Annotated in this window: 15 protein-coding genes; 8 read left to right on the forward strand and 7 right to left on the reverse strand. The window is 39.1% G+C overall.

Annotation, left to right across the window (positions count from 1 at the left end; translation table 11 throughout):
- Nucleotides 1-90: 90 nt before the first annotated feature.
- Entirely contained in the window at nt 91-1,659 is a 1,569-nt protein-coding gene (locus DS737_RS09690) for an MFS transporter (protein ID WP_080591906.1), read from the forward strand.
- Nucleotides 1,660-1,700: 41 nt separating this feature from the next.
- Here the strand turns inward: DS737_RS09690 and DS737_RS09695 are convergent, their stop codons facing one another.
- From DS737_RS09695 to DS737_RS09725, 7 genes are all read right to left on the reverse strand, one after another.
- Nucleotides 1,701-3,596: a lipase family alpha/beta hydrolase gene (locus tag DS737_RS09695; RefSeq protein ID WP_113997410.1), complete on the reverse strand. Its 1,896-nt coding sequence runs from the start codon at nt 3,594-3,596 to the stop codon at nt 1,701-1,703.
- 36 nt (nt 3,597-3,632) lie between these two features.
- Complete coding sequence (locus tag DS737_RS09700) at nt 3,633-4,217, reverse strand: TMEM175 family protein (RefSeq protein WP_005081161.1); 585 nt, start codon at nt 4,215-4,217, stop codon at nt 3,633-3,635.
- A gap of 8 nt (nt 4,218-4,225) precedes the next feature.
- Complete coding sequence (locus DS737_RS09705) at nt 4,226-4,933, reverse strand: YoaK family protein (protein ID WP_005081163.1); 708 nt, start codon at nt 4,931-4,933, stop codon at nt 4,226-4,228.
- Nucleotides 4,934-4,958: 25 nt separating this feature from the next.
- Nucleotides 4,959-6,308, reverse strand: coding sequence for a carbohydrate porin (locus tag DS737_RS09710; protein ID WP_113997411.1), 1,350 nt, complete (start codon nt 6,306-6,308; stop codon nt 4,959-4,961).
- Nucleotides 6,309-6,411: 103 nt separating this feature from the next.
- The gene (locus DS737_RS09715; RefSeq protein ID WP_017394405.1) at nt 6,412-6,579 is read right to left on the reverse strand and encodes a DUF1427 family protein; all 168 of its coding nucleotides are present in this window, start codon (nt 6,577-6,579) and stop codon (nt 6,412-6,414) included.
- A 54-nt stretch (nt 6,580-6,633) separates the two neighbouring features.
- Complete coding sequence (locus DS737_RS09720) at nt 6,634-8,502, reverse strand: amidohydrolase (protein WP_113997412.1); 1,869 nt, start codon at nt 8,500-8,502, stop codon at nt 6,634-6,636.
- 66 nt (nt 8,503-8,568) lie between these two features.
- Nucleotides 8,569-9,255, reverse strand: a complete 687-nt coding sequence (locus tag DS737_RS09725; protein ID WP_005081173.1) for a hydrolase — start codon at nt 9,253-9,255, stop codon at nt 8,569-8,571.
- 179 nt (nt 9,256-9,434) lie between these two features.
- Here DS737_RS09725 and DS737_RS09730 point away from each other — a divergent pair, with 179 nt between their 5' ends.
- The 7 genes from DS737_RS09730 to mltB all read left to right on the forward strand — a co-directional run bounded on the left by DS737_RS09730 (nt 9,435) and on the right by mltB (nt 15,993).
- Nucleotides 9,435-10,328 carry a LysR family transcriptional regulator gene (locus DS737_RS09730; protein WP_113997413.1) on the forward strand — a complete coding sequence of 298 codons (894 nt, stop codon included), beginning with the start codon at nt 9,435-9,437 and terminating at the stop codon, nt 10,326-10,328.
- Nucleotides 10,329-10,465: 137 nt separating this feature from the next.
- Nucleotides 10,466-11,401: an ABC transporter ATP-binding protein gene (locus tag DS737_RS09735; RefSeq protein ID WP_005081178.1), complete on the forward strand. Its 936-nt coding sequence runs from the start codon at nt 10,466-10,468 to the stop codon at nt 11,399-11,401.
- Nucleotides 11,398-12,171: an ABC transporter permease gene (locus tag DS737_RS09740; RefSeq protein WP_004638607.1), complete on the forward strand. Its 774-nt coding sequence runs from the start codon at nt 11,398-11,400 to the stop codon at nt 12,169-12,171. Before DS737_RS09735 ends, DS737_RS09740 begins: the two co-directional genes overlap by 4 nt.
- Nucleotides 12,168-12,983, forward strand: a complete 816-nt coding sequence (queF, locus tag DS737_RS09745) for an NADPH-dependent 7-cyano-7-deazaguanine reductase QueF (protein WP_113997414.1) — start codon at nt 12,168-12,170, stop codon at nt 12,981-12,983. Before DS737_RS09740 ends, queF begins: the two co-directional genes overlap by 4 nt.
- A gap of 33 nt (nt 12,984-13,016) precedes the next feature.
- Nucleotides 13,017-13,676: a hypothetical protein gene (locus tag DS737_RS09750; protein WP_004638605.1), complete on the forward strand. Its 660-nt coding sequence runs from the start codon at nt 13,017-13,019 to the stop codon at nt 13,674-13,676.
- Between the two features lie 153 nt (nt 13,677-13,829).
- Entirely contained in the window at nt 13,830-14,972 is a 1,143-nt protein-coding gene (gene rodA / locus DS737_RS09755) for a rod shape-determining protein RodA (protein WP_113997415.1), read from the forward strand.
- A gap of 19 nt (nt 14,973-14,991) precedes the next feature.
- A complete protein-coding gene (gene mltB, locus DS737_RS09760; RefSeq protein WP_004638602.1) occupies nt 14,992-15,993 on the forward strand; it encodes a lytic murein transglycosylase B in 1,002 nt (333 codons plus the stop codon).
- The last annotated feature ends 161 nt before the right edge of the window (nt 15,994-16,154 follow it).

Consider the following 16,154-nt stretch of genomic DNA (forward strand, 5'->3'; position numbering starts at 1 on the left):
TTCTATTAAATTAAAATAAAAATTCCACTGATTCCCTCTGAAAAACAAGCTATAACAGAAAGATATAAAATTACTTTGGGCTTGGGGCGAATGTCTAATTCAACAAATCCATTTCACTCTAAAACATTTACAATTCTATGGATAGCGACTGTCTGTTCCAATATTGGCACATGGATGCATGATGTCGGTGCGGGCTGGTTAATGGCAGGTTTAACCGACTCACCGATTTGGGTCGCACTCATTCAAACTGCTACTTCATTACCGATATTTTTATTAGCGTTACCCGCAGGTGCTTTCGCTGATATTTTTAATCGACGAAAAATCTTACTGGTCACTCAGTCATTTTTAGCGCTGTTCGCATTATTATTAGGATATTTAGTCTATATTAATGCAGTTACACCACTCACGATTATCGGCATTACCTTTTTAATGGGAATTGGTACGGCATTTACTGCGCCAGTTTGGCAAGCAATCGTTCCAAGTCTTGTTCCCAAAGCCGCTTTGCAACAAGCAGTTGCTGTAAACAGCGTGGGGATTAATATCAGTCGAGCAATTGGCCCTGCAATCGCAGGTCTAATCATTACAACCTTAGGTATAGCTTACCCATTTTTCTTAAATGCACTCACTTTTTTAGTCGTAATCACCGCGCTATTTTGGTGGAAACCAGCACCAACGATGCAACGGCAGCTACCCAAAGAAGACCTACTCGGCGCGATTCGTACCGGTATACGCTACGCTTTTCATAGTCAAGCGTTAAAGAACACCTTATTTCGTGCGATCAGTTTTTTCCTATTCGCCAGCGCCTATTGGGCGATGTTACCTTTAATCGCAAAAGAGGTCTTGCAAGGTGGTGCATCCACCTACGGAACACTTTTGGCATTGGTCGGTGTCGGTGCTGTCGTCGGTGCATTTACCTTGCCAAAGCTAAAAAAGAAGCTAAATACCGATCAATTGGTAGTTTTTGGTAGTTTAGGCACAGCACTGGCCATGTTTATTTTTGCTTTAATCCCGAATCTGGGTTTGGCTTATATGGCTAGTTTTATCGCTGGATTTTCTTGGCTTACGGTACTCACCAATCTCAATGTATCTGCCCAAGTGTCATTACCTGAATGGGTTCGTGCTCGAGGATTAGCAATCTTTGTCACTTTTTTCTTCGGCTCCATGAGTCTTGGCAGTTTGATTTGGGGACAACTTGCTTCCATTACCAGTATTCAAACCAGCTTATTAACAGCCTCAATCTGCTTATGTTTGGTTTTACCGATTAGCCGCTTCTTTAATTTAGCTAAGGGACAAGAGCTGAACTTAGCACCATCTTCACACTGGCCTGCCCCGCTGGTCATAGATGAAATTCGTCCAGATCGAGGACCTGTGATGATTTTTATTGAATACCAGATTTCAGCACAAAATCGAGATAAATTTATTCAACTGATGGATATGTTTAAACATCAACGATATAGAGATGGTGCTTACTCGTGGGGGATTTTTCAAGATTCAAATAATGACAGCAAGTTTATTGAATATTTCTTGGTAAGCTCATGGGTAGAACATTTACGTCAACATGAAAGAGTCACTTTTGAGGATCAAAAACTACAAGCTGAGATACAAGCACTACATAGTGGCGATACGCCACCCAAGGTAAGCCACTTTATTGCTCCATAAATTTGAGCTCAATCCCTAAGTGAATATCTTAGGGATTTCTTTTATGATTCAACTTTTATTTGAGCTAAATGTAAACGCAATATACGTCGTATTTCTAGAATAGCTTCTGGTGTTTCTTGGATAGAATGCCCACCACGAATAATCAACTCTGAAGCAGCGTTAGGTAAATGAGAACTTTGATAAGGCACTATACCATCAGTCATTCTATCGACCGATTGTCCTGAAGTTGAATTACCAACAATCGAATGATAAATAACATCTTTGCTAGGTTGAATCTCTTTGCTGAGCTGCATAAATTTAGAACCATGACTCAAATCACCTGCACCATTTTCAATCAAACCTTTTTCATTTGACCGGCTCAACGGCTGACCTTGCTCAACCGCAGTATAAAACTCATGTGGCAATTTTATAATTTTACGGGCAAATTGTGTAAACCAACGGTCCGCATATTGCGTGCCTTGATGAGGCGCAGCAATAAAAATAGCTCGGGAGAAATTGGTTAATGGCTCAAATTGAAACCGTTGTTTGATCACAGCTTGTTGTTGATATTGTACCAACTGCGCTGTATTCATTTTCTCTACAGCTTCTGATGAAATATCAGCCTGACTCACAAGCAATCGACTAATTACCCCACCCATACTATGACCGATCAAAACAGCTTGATGGGCAGCTTGGCTTGAAGCATCAAGTTGATTAAATGCTTGTTGCAACAAAGCATGAATTTGGTAGCGGCTCTCGAAAATTGGCATATTTGTTGAGTAAAAAACATTCCAAACTTGATAGTTTTCTCTCAGATCTTCAGCCCCAATAATATCATTAGTCAAAGAAACCCAAGCTTCTGGACTGCTGGCCAAACCATGAATTAAAACCACTACTTTTTTCTGCGGATGGTATGGCTCCAACATATATAAATGCGGCATGATCAAATTGCGTTCTTTATTAATTAAAGTCCAATAACCAAGTGCACCTAAATTGTATTTAGCAAGCCAAGCACCATACGGCGCTGAATAATTTCCTGTAATGACATAAGGGTATCCTTCAACATCAAACCATGTTGTTTGAAAAGGATCAAACAAATGTATTTTAAAGCTTGAATTTTCCAATATTTCATTGATTGAACTGGCTTTTTTAGGCTCTGCTATCGCAGTAATTGGAAAAAATTTAGGCGCGTGGATATTAGGATTCGGCTGCCCTTTATAATAGTCATGTGGGTTTAAAATAAATTTCGGCTGAATCGGTTTTTCTTCACGCTCCGCAACAAACTCAGCGCCTAAACCATCCTGACGATTTACAATATTAAATCCAGAAAAGTTCATGTTATAACTAGATTTAAATGAGTTGAGTGGGAGTGCTTCTAAGGCTGGATATTTTTTAAAATCTAAAATATAACAGTGTGATTCAAAGCAAATATCGCTCAGTCGACCATCACGTTTAAATGCGCTTGTAAGCATTTGGGAAATCGAGACATTATAAATAATCCGCACTTGATTCAAACGATAATCAAAAATACGCTCTTGAGCTGAGCTATTTGACTTAAAGAGATAAACATAACTATAGCGAAGGCTCTTATCTAAAAAATGCAATTTCTGATCTAGACAACTATTCATCTGACCAAGCATATGGCACCTGTCAGTATTCATGCTCATCGCTTTAGCTAAATAAATTTCACTCACCGCGGCATAGAAATCATCTTTTTTATCATTAATTTTTTTAATTTGATTAACACAAGCATCTACGTTATTCAGGCATTGCACTTGATTAGTTTTCGTCAAATAAAGTAAGTTTTCCGTTTGATAACTAAATTTATTGGTGAGTAGAAAATTATCAACTTTACTTTTTAATGCGTGGCTTAATTTTTCTTCTTTTAAATGAATTGCCTGACATGCGCTGATTAAAAACAGACAGCCCACCAACAGAGAAAAATTAAAATAGCCCATTTTTAAAATTTTCCTCTCACTCAATGAGTACAACGCTTACTCTTGTTTTGCTGAACAATAGTCTTCAATGTGCTTGTTTGGAAAAAACCACAACATTGCTAACAAAATCAAAATAAATAGAGTGAGACGAGTATCAATAAAACTCAAAAAAATCGAACTAGCGTACAACATAACAGAGACTGCGAGTTTCTTATCTTTGCCTAAGACTTTTCGAGCTATTGAGTTGTCACCCTGTTCGCGCATAATCAATCGTTCGAGGATATCATAAGCCAATGAGCACATGAACAAAATAAAAGCAAAAGCCGCTGTAGGAATGGGTGCATAATTACTTTGTGCAGACCACGCTGTTGTAAAAGGAATCATGGTGAGCCAAAAAATCAGATGTAAATTAACCCACATGATTTTTCCATTTACCGTTTTGACTAATTGGAACAAATGATGATGATTACTCCAATAAATCCCAAGATAAATAAAGCTCAGCACATAACTGAGAAGCGTATGCAACTCATGCTGTAAGGCAGCAAAGGTATTACCCTGAGGGATATTCAGCTCAATTAACATCACTGTAATGACAATTGCAATCACGCCATCACTAATTGCCTCCAATCTACTTTTATCCATTTTAACCTCTAGGTTTCAGGCATAATAAAGCGGTCTTGAGAAGCTAAAAATGATAGATACAAGACTGGTAAAATAAAGAATGCAACACTCCAAAAATCTAAATAAACATAAAGTAACGCACCTAAAAAAGCCCCAATAACGAAACCTAAAACAATACTTAAACTATGTTCAAGCTTGCTCCGATTGTCTAAGGAACGATTTCGAAGATAGTTTGAGAGATCAATGCCGAGTTGAGTCGTGTTTCCTGTCATCATCGTACTTGGGCTGATATGCTTAATCAGTGTTTTACTCGAGGTATTACGTATCGCCAAAGCAATTAATCCTAATCCGCCAGTCACCGCAATCGTAATGCTATCTGGGTTAGTAAAAGGTTCAAAATAAATACCTGCCAGCATAAAAGCTGTTAGAAATATTGCTTCGGCTAGAAATAGAGCAGATAAAGTTTTTCTTTTTTGACTGCTTTTATCAATCAAATATTTAGTGATTGCAACGGTTAGAATAAATAGCGGAATGGCAGCCAGTTTGATCCATAACCCTGCACCACCTTTAACCCAAGCAGCACCAGCTAAAACCAAGTTACCTGTTACGTGTGCCGTAAAAAAACCGAATAAGGCGATAAAACCAATAGTATCGATTGCACCACCGACAATCGTTAATAAAACAGGATCACGGCATGTTCTCCAAACGCTATGTTTTCTCTCAAATTCTGTTTGCATCATTTTCACCTTATTTATTGTTGAATTAGAAATTTAACCGTGTAGTGAGTCCAAATACCCAAGCATCTTTAATTTCTTTGAGACCACCGGCCTGATGTACAAACTGAAGATTGGGACGCAACATCACACTAGGTGACCAATTAAACGTGTAATTCAGCTCAACGTTTGTTTCATCATATTGAATAGGCACATACGCTGGATTTTGATAATCTGTGATTTGATTGATTTCATTTTCTAATCTCTGTCGTGCCCTTAATTGTTTATTTACTTCCGTTCTTGACACACCCAATCCGATCGAATCATTTGGTCGAGCATCAAATAAGCCTTTATATTGCAAAGCAATCTGTTGTGAACCCAGAAGCTCTGAAGTGGCTTTATCATTGATATTTAAATTGAGAAAAAGTGTTAGCCCGCGTTTAGGGTCATCAGAATGTTGTGTCAACTGTTGTTGTGCCACAAACCAAGAATTGTATTTGCCTGAATGTACTTGTCGTTGTTGAGATAATAATTGGGCTTCGCCTTGCGCATCTCTTAACACATCAATCGCGTCAGCCGTACTATAAAATGCACCGAAGCGATAGATGCCATTTAAACCATTTGGCTGTGGTCTCCAAACCCACTCCACAGGGATTAACACACCTTTTGAACCATCCGTACTTAGATTAAAGCCTTTACTCCTTTTTGTATTTTCAGGATTGGATTCATACACGCCTAAAGCTAAAGTTGAAGCGGAATTGAGATTATATTTAATATTTGCAGCCCAAACCGTAATGGGCCAGTTATACCAGAGTTCAGAAACAGTTTTACCGACTTGAGAGCCACAAAGTGTTAAGTTTTGGAACTCGCAGGGTGCAGAATTGAAATCCTCCCCCATATTCATTCGACCTAGCTTTACAGTGATTCCTTGTTGCTCAAAACCCTTTTGAATCGAAGCCTGACTCAATCGCCAAACAGGGCCACGTCCACTAATCTCTTGCACGTTACTAAATTGACCAGTTCTTGGATCAGCTATACGGTCCGTAGATAATGATCGACCATCTCGTTTGCTGATACTAATTTTTGCTTGAGTATTCCGCCAACCACTCAATTTTTCCAGATCTAAAGTCGTTCCAAAAGTCCATTGATTAGCATTACGAACAGTTGAATCATCGTTAAAGCCACCATCTATATTGGTCGCGGTTTCATTGGTGAAAGAGAGATTAAAATCAATACCATGATCAGATAGATTGCTACGCTTTTCGTTCCAATCTCCTAATAAATACTGACGATTTTGTGAATAAAATTCATCTGCATAGATATAAGTCGATGCAGTCACACTACAAAGATAAAAACCACAAAGTGCCATTGTTCTTGTTTGAATCGAAAGATATTTCATCACTCCCCCTACAAAAGAAATTAAAAAGAGGCTAGATGTATGATTTAAAGATCTACAATACTGAATAATTTATATGCTTTTAAATCACACCTAGCGTAATAGGCTATGAAGGGAAAAAGTCTTTAATCAGAGGTATGAGTTTTTCACCCACAACCATACCCAACAATCCAACTAAAGCAACAATTGGTGGAGCTGGCGAACGTACATTCAAAACGTAATACAACACGCCGACCAATAACCCCACTCCTAAAGATAAGAGGTACATTTTCATCACGGAAATCTCAGAGGTATGACCAATCAAGTCATACCTCAGCAAAAGAAAGGATTAAAATGCGAAGCAAGAACAGCCTAATGCTCCCCAGAAAGATTTTTTATCTTTCACAGGAACATCGAGAACCCATGCATGACTATGACCATGCATGCCACAACTATTGGTGCATGCACAAGCGGCAGACTTAGCTTGCAATGGTTGATTAGACGGCGCATTGCGATTTTCTGTAGCTCGCCAGTACCCCCCAAACTTTCTCACAGGCGACCATGTTGGCGAGGCTGGAGGTAATGGTGAATCATCCTGTTTAAATTCAGCACCCGCATATACGATTTTTCCACCTAATACGGTCATTACTGATTCAATATTCTTTATTTCTTCAGCCTCAACTGAGAAATAATCATCGGATAGCACGACTAAATCGGCTAACTCACCTTGCACCAAAGCACCTTTCACACCAGCTTCCCCTGAGAACCATGCCGAACCTTTAGTCCAAAGTTTCAATGCTGTCTGGCGATCTAACAAGTTCTTCTCATCGTACAGCGGTAGTCCGCCAACGGTTTTGCCAGTGGTTAACCAATATAAGCAGACCCATGGATTATATGAGGCGACTCGCGTCGCATCTGTACCTGCCCCAACGGGCACACCTAACTCAAGCATCTTTTTCACTGGTGGCGTAGCTTTTGCAGCTGCCGCGCCATAACGATCGACAAAGTATTCGCCTTGGAAAGCCATGCGGTGTTGAATTGCGATACCACCACCCAAAGCACCAATTCGCTCTATGTTCTTTTCTGACACTGTTTCTGCATGATCAATAATAAATCGAGTAGCAAAAGGTTTGCGCTCATTGACACGTTCAAATACATCGAGGAATCGCTCAATACTTTCATCATAAGTCGCATGAATACGGAATGGCCATTTTTTCTCAGCAAGCAACTCTACGATGCGCTCTAACTCTGCATCCATACTCTTAACCAGTTCTGGGCGTGGCTCGAGAAAGTTCTCGAAATCGGCAGCAGACCATGTCAAGTTTTCACCAGCACCATTCATTTGTAAGAATGCATCACCATCACCAGGAAAGGTCATCTCAGTCCACTTTTGATAGTCCTGATATTCCTGCCCTGCTTTTTGTGCAAATAAGTTGTAAGCAACGCGTACCGTCATCTGCTCTTTTTGGTGCAGATGTTGAATAACATCATAATCTTCTGGATAATTTTGCCCACCACCACCTGCATCAATTAATGAGGTAATACCTAAGCGATTTAGCTCACGCATAAAATGACGCGTTGAATTGATTTGATCATCTCGTTCAAGGATTGGTGCTTTACCCAATGTTGAATACAAAATCATCGCTGAAGGTGTTGCCAATAACAGACCAGTCGGTTCGCCTTTTTCATTGCGTTGAATCGTTCCACCAGGTGGGTCAGGCGTATCTTTATTAAAACCAAGTGCATCTAAAGCTGCTCGATTCAGCATTGCTTTTGCATATAAATGTAGAATAAATACAGGTGTATCTGGTGCGGCTTTATTGATCTCATCCAATGTCGGTAGACGACGCTCAACAAATTGAAATTCATTCCAACCACCAACAACACGTACCCATTGAGGAGCTGGTGTATTTTCAGCCTGCGCTTTCAATAATCGTAATGCATCAGCAACTGAGGGAACGCCTTCCCATCGCAACTCCATGTTATAATGCAGACCACCACGAATTAAATGTAAGTGACTGTCATTTAAACCAGGAATTACGCGACGACCATTTAAATCAACGACTTTCGTGGTCGCTGATGCCATTTTCATAATTTTATCATTATCATCTACGGCAACGACTTTACCCGCTGTAATAGCAATCGCTTGAGCTTCAGGTTGCTGTGGATTCAAAGTCGTAATTTTTGCATTTCTAAGAATTAAATCGATTTGAGACATTTTTCACCCCACCATTTTTTATGATAAGCAAAAAGAAAGGCATGAAATCATGCCTTTCATGATCTATTATTTTGCAGGAACAGGTGGCACAACTTGGTGATTCGTTGTTGTACGTTCAGGTGCTTTATGTACCATGGTATAGGCATAGTCGACACCCATACCATAAGCACCCGAATGCTCACGGACAATATTCATCACTGCATCATAAGTTTCACGGTGCGCCCAATCACGTTGCCACTCCAGTAAAACTTGTTGCCATGTCACAGGCACTACGCCTGCTTGAATCATACGTTGCATCGAGTAGTCATGTGCTTCTTTAGATGTACCACCAGAAGCATCTGCAACCATATAAATCTCATAATCGCCTTCAAGCATTGCACCAAAAGCAAAAGTATTATTGCAAACCTCTGTCCACAAACCAGAAACAATCACTTTCTTACGATTGTTTTTGGCGAGAGCATCACGAACTTTTTGATCGTCCCAAGAATTCATTGATGTACGTTCAAGCAAAGGAGCGTCTGGAAAAACATCCAACAATTCTGGATAGGTGTGACCTGAGAAGCTCTCCGTTTCAACCGTGGTAATTGTGACTGGAATACCAAAAACTTTTGCCGCTTTAGCTAAACCAACCGTATTATTTTTAAGGACTTGGCGGTCAATTGACTGTACCCCAAAAGCCATTTGTGGCTGATGATCAATGAAGATAACTTGGCAATTTGTTGGTGATAATTGTTCTAAAAGTGATTTGTTCATTTTCAAACTCAACATAGTAACTGTAAACAATGTAGTTCTATGAAAACAAAACGGAATGTAAAAAAATAGATGGCAAAATTGAATCAGTTTGTCTGCAATTTAAAGACAATTGGAAACATACTTGCTTAGTTCGCTCAAATGCATAAAGATAAATTTAATAGCTTTCAATTGGATAAACCATGGACAGAATCGATTGCATCAATACGTTTTTAAGCGTCGTTGAACATGGGAATTTTAGTACTTCAGCTAAAAATTTAAATATTTCAAGGGATTTAGTTTCTAAAAGAATTCAATATCTTGAGAATGATTTAAAAGTCTCGCTTTTTATCAGAACAACACGTCGAATGAATTTAACGCCCTGTGGAGAAAAATTTTATCAACATGCGAAAGTCATGATGAGTGAATTAGAATGGGCAAAATATGAAATTAGTTATGATCAGCAATATCCTGAAGGTGAGCTAAAAATCAATGCTCCTCTGTCCTTTAGCCGGGACGTTCTCACCGATATTATTTCTGATTTTATTCAACAATTTCCTTTCATTAAAATCGATTTATATCTAACAGACAGTTTTGTTGATATTTATGAGCAACAATTTGACCTAACATTGAGAGTTGATGACGTAGCAGATCACAATTTCCAAAATACGGTGATTGGCACTTATAAACGAAGCTTTTACGCATCAAAAGAATATCTTGATAAAAAAGGAATACCAAATACAATCGATGATCTAAAAAAGCATGACATTTTGCTGTATAGCCAAAAAAACAGCCACAATAAAATCACCCTCAGTAGAAATGAAACAACAGAGTTGATCCAATGTTATCCAAAATTTATCTGTAACAATGGAGACCTCTTGCTAGATTTATGCACCAAAGGTCACGGAATCGTCTTTTTACCTGATTTTATTGCAAAAAAATATTTTGATGCTGGAGAAATTTCAAGATGTTTGGAGGACTACCATAGTCCAATGATGAACTTTTACGCCCTCTATCCAAATGGTCAAAACATATCAAAGAAATTACAGATTTTTATTGATTTCTTGATTAGGCAATTTAAAACGATTAACGCTTAATTTCACTAGAGGAAATCACTTGTTATACGCTTTACCACGCTGTTCTATATATAGAACAAGATAAACCACTTTTACACTTGGTTTCTTGTTCCATATCGCTCAGAATACCCATTCTATTTAATAACGTGAGACGTTTTATGACTGATGCTTTGGTATTGAGCGATTTGTCCAAAACTTATCGTAATGGTTTTCAGGCGTTAAAAGGTATTAATCTGACCGTGCCTGAAGGTGAGTTTTATGCATTATTAGGACCTAATGGTGCAGGTAAATCAACCACGATCGGCATCATCAGCTCACTAACCAAAAAAACATCAGGTTCAGTTGAGATCTTTGGCCACAATTTAGATACTCACCCTTCACATGCAAAACAATGTTTAGGTGTCGTACCACAAGAATTCAACTTCGGTCAATTTGAAAAAACATTTGATATCTTGGTAACTCAGGCTGGTTATTATGGCATTCCTAAAAAGTTAGCTGAACAACGTGCAGAGTACTATTTAGAGAAACTCGGATTGTGGGAAAAACGCAATATTCAATCACGTATGCTTTCAGGTGGCATGAAACGCCGCCTCATGATTGCTCGTGCCATGATGCATGAACCTAAACTATTGATTCTTGATGAACCAACAGCTGGTGTGGATATTGAATTACGTCGTTCAATGTGGGAATTTCTAACGGAAATGAATGAAAAAGGTACATCCATCATTCTCACCACACACTATCTTGAAGAAGCAGAAATGCTATGCCGCCGCATCGCAATTATTGATCGCGGTGTGATTAAAGAAGACACTTCGATGAAAGGCTTCCTCAATCAACTCAATGAAGAATCGTTCATTTGTGATTTGGCTGAACCTATAAATCACATGGATTTAAATATTATTGGTTTCAAATTTAATTTGATCGACTCAGTTACTTTAGAAGTCACCATGGATAAAGCACATAACATGAATGACTTATTTTTGTTATTGCAATCTCAAAATATTCAAGTCAGTAGTATGCGCAATAAATCAAATCGTCTGGAAGAATTGTTCGTCAAAATGGTTGAAAAAAATCTTACAGGAGCGGATCAATGAACTTTAGTCAGTTACAAACCGCACTGTGGACTTTAGTTGTTAAAGAAATACGCCGCTTTATGCGAATCTGGCCACAGACCTTGCTTCCACCTGCGATCACGATGAGTTTATATTTTGTGATTTTCGGGAATCTAGTGGGATCACGTATCGGTGAAATGGGTGGCTTTAGCTATATGCAATTCATTGTACCAGGCTTAATCATGATGGCAGTCATTACCAACAGTTACGCCAACGTTTCTTCAAGTTTCTTTAGTGCAAAATTCCAAAAAAGCATTGAAGAACTGATTATGAGTCCAGTGCCATTGCATCTAATCCTTTGGGGCTATGTAATTGGTGGTGTCTGTCGTGGTGTCTTGGTTGGCTTGATTGTAACCTTGATGAGTCTGTTCTTTACGCATCTAGAAATTTATAATTTCTTCGTGACAATATATACCGTCATTATTACTTCATTATTGTTCTCTCTTGGCGGTTTTATTAATGCTGTATACGCAAAGTCGTTTGATGATATCTCGATTATCCCAACCTTTGTTCTAACCCCCCTCACCTATTTAGGCGGTGTTTTTTATGCGATTAGTGCACTAAGCCCATTTTGGCAAAACTTATCCTTAATTAATCCGATTGTATATATGGTCAATGCTTTCCGCTTTGGCATTTTGGGACACAGTGATGTCAATGTTTCCTTTTCTTTAGGCATTGTGACACTTTGCTGTGTCGTCTTATATGCAATCGCTTATCATTTATTGGCTCGTGGTTCAGGAATGCGTGAATGAGTGTTGAACATTCTCAATTGGGTAAAGAAACCCAATACCCAACTCAATATCAGCCGGAGGTTTTATTTCCAATCTCTCGTGCTGAATCTCGTCAACAATATACAGATGTTGAAGGAATCACTCAAGGTAAAGACTGGTGGCATGTATTTGAGATTTCATGGCTCAATCAGTTAGGTCTACCTCAGGTTGCCATTGGTCGCTTAACACTGCCTGCTAGCTCACCGAACTTAATTGAATCAAAGTCGCTTAAACTTTATTTCAATAGCTTGAATTTCACAAAGTTTGATTCAAAAGAAGCATTCATCGAAACTGTTGAGCGTGATTTATCCTCTGCTGCAGGTGCAAAAATTGAGCTGCAACTTTTTCAGGTTGATGAGCTAGAAATTTCGAAACCACAAGGAATCTGTATCGATGACTTGGTCCCAGAGCGCTTATCTGAACATCCTGACTCAACGTTATTGCAACTAGATACAACAGCTGAAGACGATGTCGAAATCACGTTGCACTCACATTTATTAAGAAGTAATTGTCCCGTTACTGGTCAGCCTGACTGGGGTACGATTTTTATTCGTTTTCAAGGCAAAAAACCTTGTTATCGCAGCCTATTAGCCTATATTATCTCCTACCGTCAGCATAATGGTTTTCATGAGCAATGTGTTGAGCAAATTTTCGCTGACATTTGGAAATTGCTAGGACCTCAAAAGCTGATGGTCTATGCGACTTATACTCGCCGTGGTGGATTGGATATTAATCCATGTCGAGTATCTGATTTGTCATGGATGCCTGAGCCAATTCGCTTGGCACGACAATAAAACGAATAAATTTGATATAGAGGACGTTCTTCAATGACCAGTTATTTCGGTATTCTTCCGTCAGCAAGTTTGAGTCAGGATATTCAACTTGCACAAGCCAATCGTGATAGTAAAGAGCCACAATACCCTTTACGTGACAAAATTTCTCTTCAGCTTACTGATGAGTTAATTGACACCATGTTGGTTCATTTGGTTCAACAATTTCCACCAAGTGAAAAACGTGATACCACTGAAGGACTTGCGATTAAAATTCGTAGCATTGTCGAAACCTTGATGAAACAGCTTCTAGGCAAAACATCTAACGAACAAGTCTTAGAATCTTTAGCCTTTATGGAAAAGAGTTTGTTTACTGACAATGATGGTAAGCAACGTATTGGTACCGTTTTGCCGGATAGCTTAGTCACAGAGATGAAGAAAAGCTTTGCTGAAGTTCAAGCGGGTAATGGTAAAGCTCAGCGTGACGCTTTAACCCAACAATTTAAATCTTTCGCTGATGCACTTATCCAACATTTTATGACTGAGTACAACAAAACACTTGGTCTAGGTATGGTTAAACGAGGTGTTGCAAGTGTTGCAACCAGTGGTGTTGAAACTGCTGTACATATCGTTATCAAAAAACTTATTCCAAGTTTAAGTCAAGCTGAGTTAGAAGTATTTACCAAACACTTTGACCAGCTGTTGATTCAAAAATAAGCTAGCATTCATATCAAAGCGATGATTGTAAAATCGTCGCTTTTTTTATGCCGATTTAAAACCAAGAAGTGTCACAATTTCTAAATTTTCATTGTCTAAATCAGCGTTTATGTTAGCATTCCCGAAGCCTTGATTTCCCTGATCTAGAATCGCATGTCTCCAAGCTCCCAATACAAATTTTTACGTCAAGCACCTCGTGATGGCTTAAGCACAGCGACACAGCCTTCCCGTTGGCAACAACTGCATATCGACCCATGGCTTTGTCTTTTTTTGATTCTAAATGCCATTCTTGGGCTAACCATCTTATATAGCGCGTCAGCACAAAACGTCGGCTTAGTCAGTCGACAAGCCATCAGTTTTTGTATTGGCTTTGTGGTTATGTTGAGTTTAGCGCAAATTCCACCCAAGGTTTATCAGGCATTTTCCCCTTATTTTTATGCTTTTGGGGTTCTATCTTTACTTGCGGTGATGATTTTTGGTGAAGTGCGTATGGGGGCACAGCGTTGGATCGATATCCCCGGCTTTGGAAGTGTCCAACCCAGTGAATTTATGAAAATTGGCATGCCGATGATGATCGCATGGTTTTTGTCTCGTAAAGCGCTTCCACCTAGTTTATCTCAGGTTTTTCTATCACTTATCCTGATTCTGATTCCTTTTGTACTGATTGCTGAACAGCCCGATCTAGGCACGTCATTATTGGTGATTGCAAGTGGGATTTTTGTGCTTTTCTTGAGTGGTTTATCTTGGAAATTAATTGCCGCAGCTGCGGGTGCGGTTGCGATCGTGATCCCAATTGCATGGCACTTTTTACTACACAATTATCAACGGCAACGTGTACTAACTTTATTAAACCCTGAAGCAGATGCTTTAGGCACAGGTTGGAACATTATTCAGTCGAAAACAGCGATTGGCTCAGGTGGCTTTTCTGGAAAAGGTTTTTTAGAGGGTACCCAGTCACATCTACATTTTTTACCAGAAGGTCACACCGACTTCATTATTGCCGCTTATTCAGAAGAGTTTGGTTTAATTGGTGTGACGCTGCTGATCCTATTATATTTCGCAATTATTTTTAGAACCTTTCAAATTGGTCTACAAAGTTTCCATAACTATGGTCGTTTAGTTGCTGGCGCATTTGGTTTGTCATTTTTTGTTTATGTATTTGTAAATGCAGGCATGGTCAGTGGTATTTTACCTGTAGTGGGCGTGCCGTTGCCTTTTATGAGCTACGGTGGAACTGCAATTATTACACTTATGGCGACTTTTGGACTGGTTATGTCTATTCATACGCATCGATAACGAGGAATTTTATAAACATATGTTGAATAACACTCTAAATAAAACAGTTCGATTTCTTAGCTTAAGTGCAGGTTTATTCTTAAGCTGTAATTGGGTTCATGCCAATGAATTTTACTCCCACCCTAATTATTCAGCGTTTAAGCAAAAAACGATGTCTACTTATGGTTTAAGTAGCGAGCAAGTTGATACCGCTATGAGTGGTGCGCGTAATCTGCCCAACATTTTAAATATCATGACACGTCCTGGTGAAAGTAAACCTTGGTACGAATATCGATCTATGTTTTTGGTTGAAGGTACCATTCAGCGTGGTATCCGCTTTAAAAACCAGTACGAAGATGCTCTAAATCGTGCAGAACAGCAATTTGGCGTACCTAAAGCAGTGATCCTTGGGGTTTTAGGCGTAGAAACAGGATACGGGGCAAATAAAGGTTCTTTCGTAACACGCGATGCTTTAGCAACGCTGGCTTTTGGCTACCCACGTCGGGCTGACTACTTCAGTGATGAACTATCAGCGCTTATCGCATGGACTTACAAAGAAGGTTATCCAACCAATAGTATCGTCGGTTCATATGCAGGTGCAATTGGATACCCTCAGTTTATGCCGAGCAATATTCAAAAACTGGGCGTCGATTACGATGGCAATGGTCATATTGACTTAAGAAACTCTGCTATCGATGCGATTGGATCAATTGCGAATTATTTAGCGAAGCATGGTTGGGAACGAGATCGCCCGATTGGCTTTCCAGCACGTTATCTTGGAAATGACCCAGAAAGTATCATTGCAAAAGATTTGACACTCCCTACACCGTATGGTGAGTTAAAACGACTTGGGATTACACCTGTTAATCCGCTGGTAAAAATCGACGATCTTGATCTAGTGAATGTCATCCAACTGCAAGATCGTTCTGGTCCGATTTATTACATTACTTATCCGAATTTCCAAGTCATTACAACCTATAACAGAAGCCGTATGTACGCGACTGCTGTATGGTTATTGGGCACTGAAGTAGCTAGTCGATAGACTAGCTTTTTAGGACTTTACAAAAAGTCAATAAAATAAATAGAGCAAAAGTATACTAAATCAGCAAAAAACATATTTTGTTACAATATTGATTATTTATTGATCAATATTTGTGTGTTTTTGTACTTTTTGTTGCTATTTATCTCCAATGACTAGACACA

Source organism: Acinetobacter haemolyticus (assembly GCF_003323815.1).
Taxonomy (GTDB): Bacteria; Pseudomonadota; Gammaproteobacteria; order Pseudomonadales; family Moraxellaceae; genus Acinetobacter; species Acinetobacter haemolyticus.

Excerpts from the sequence above, each read along its gene's own strand:
- DS737_RS09710 (WP_113997411.1), bottom strand. The coding sequence starts at position 6,308 with ATGAAATATCTTTCGATTCAAACAAGAACAATGGCACTTTGTGGTTTT.
- mltB (WP_004638602.1), top strand. The coding sequence starts at position 14,992 with ATGTTGAATAACACTCTAAATAAAACAGTTCGATTTCTTAGCTTAAGT.
- DS737_RS09725 (WP_005081173.1), bottom strand. The coding sequence starts at position 9,255 with ATGAACAAATCACTTTTAGAACAATTATCACCAACAAATTGCCAAGTT.
- DS737_RS09740 (WP_004638607.1), top strand. The coding sequence starts at position 11,398 with ATGAACTTTAGTCAGTTACAAACCGCACTGTGGACTTTAGTTGTTAAA.
- DS737_RS09735 (WP_005081178.1), top strand. The coding sequence starts at position 10,466 with ATGACTGATGCTTTGGTATTGAGCGATTTGTCCAAAACTTATCGTAAT.
- queF (WP_113997414.1), top strand. The coding sequence starts at position 12,168 with ATGAGTGTTGAACATTCTCAATTGGGTAAAGAAACCCAATACCCAACT.
- DS737_RS09720 (WP_113997412.1), bottom strand. The coding sequence starts at position 8,502 with ATGTCTCAAATCGATTTAATTCTTAGAAATGCAAAAATTACGACTTTG.
- DS737_RS09730 (WP_113997413.1), top strand. The coding sequence starts at position 9,435 with ATGGACAGAATCGATTGCATCAATACGTTTTTAAGCGTCGTTGAACAT.
- rodA (WP_113997415.1), top strand. The coding sequence starts at position 13,830 with ATGTCTCCAAGCTCCCAATACAAATTTTTACGTCAAGCACCTCGTGAT.
- DS737_RS09715 (WP_017394405.1), bottom strand. The coding sequence starts at position 6,579 with ATGAAAATGTACCTCTTATCTTTAGGAGTGGGGTTATTGGTCGGCGTG.
- DS737_RS09705 (WP_005081163.1), bottom strand. The coding sequence starts at position 4,933 with ATGCAAACAGAATTTGAGAGAAAACATAGCGTTTGGAGAACATGCCGT.
- DS737_RS09695 (WP_113997410.1), bottom strand. The coding sequence starts at position 3,596 with ATGGGCTATTTTAATTTTTCTCTGTTGGTGGGCTGTCTGTTTTTAATC.
- DS737_RS09700 (WP_005081161.1), bottom strand. The coding sequence starts at position 4,217 with ATGGATAAAAGTAGATTGGAGGCAATTAGTGATGGCGTGATTGCAATT.
- DS737_RS09750 (WP_004638605.1), top strand. The coding sequence starts at position 13,017 with ATGACCAGTTATTTCGGTATTCTTCCGTCAGCAAGTTTGAGTCAGGAT.
- DS737_RS09690 (WP_080591906.1), top strand. The coding sequence starts at position 91 with ATGTCTAATTCAACAAATCCATTTCACTCTAAAACATTTACAATTCTA.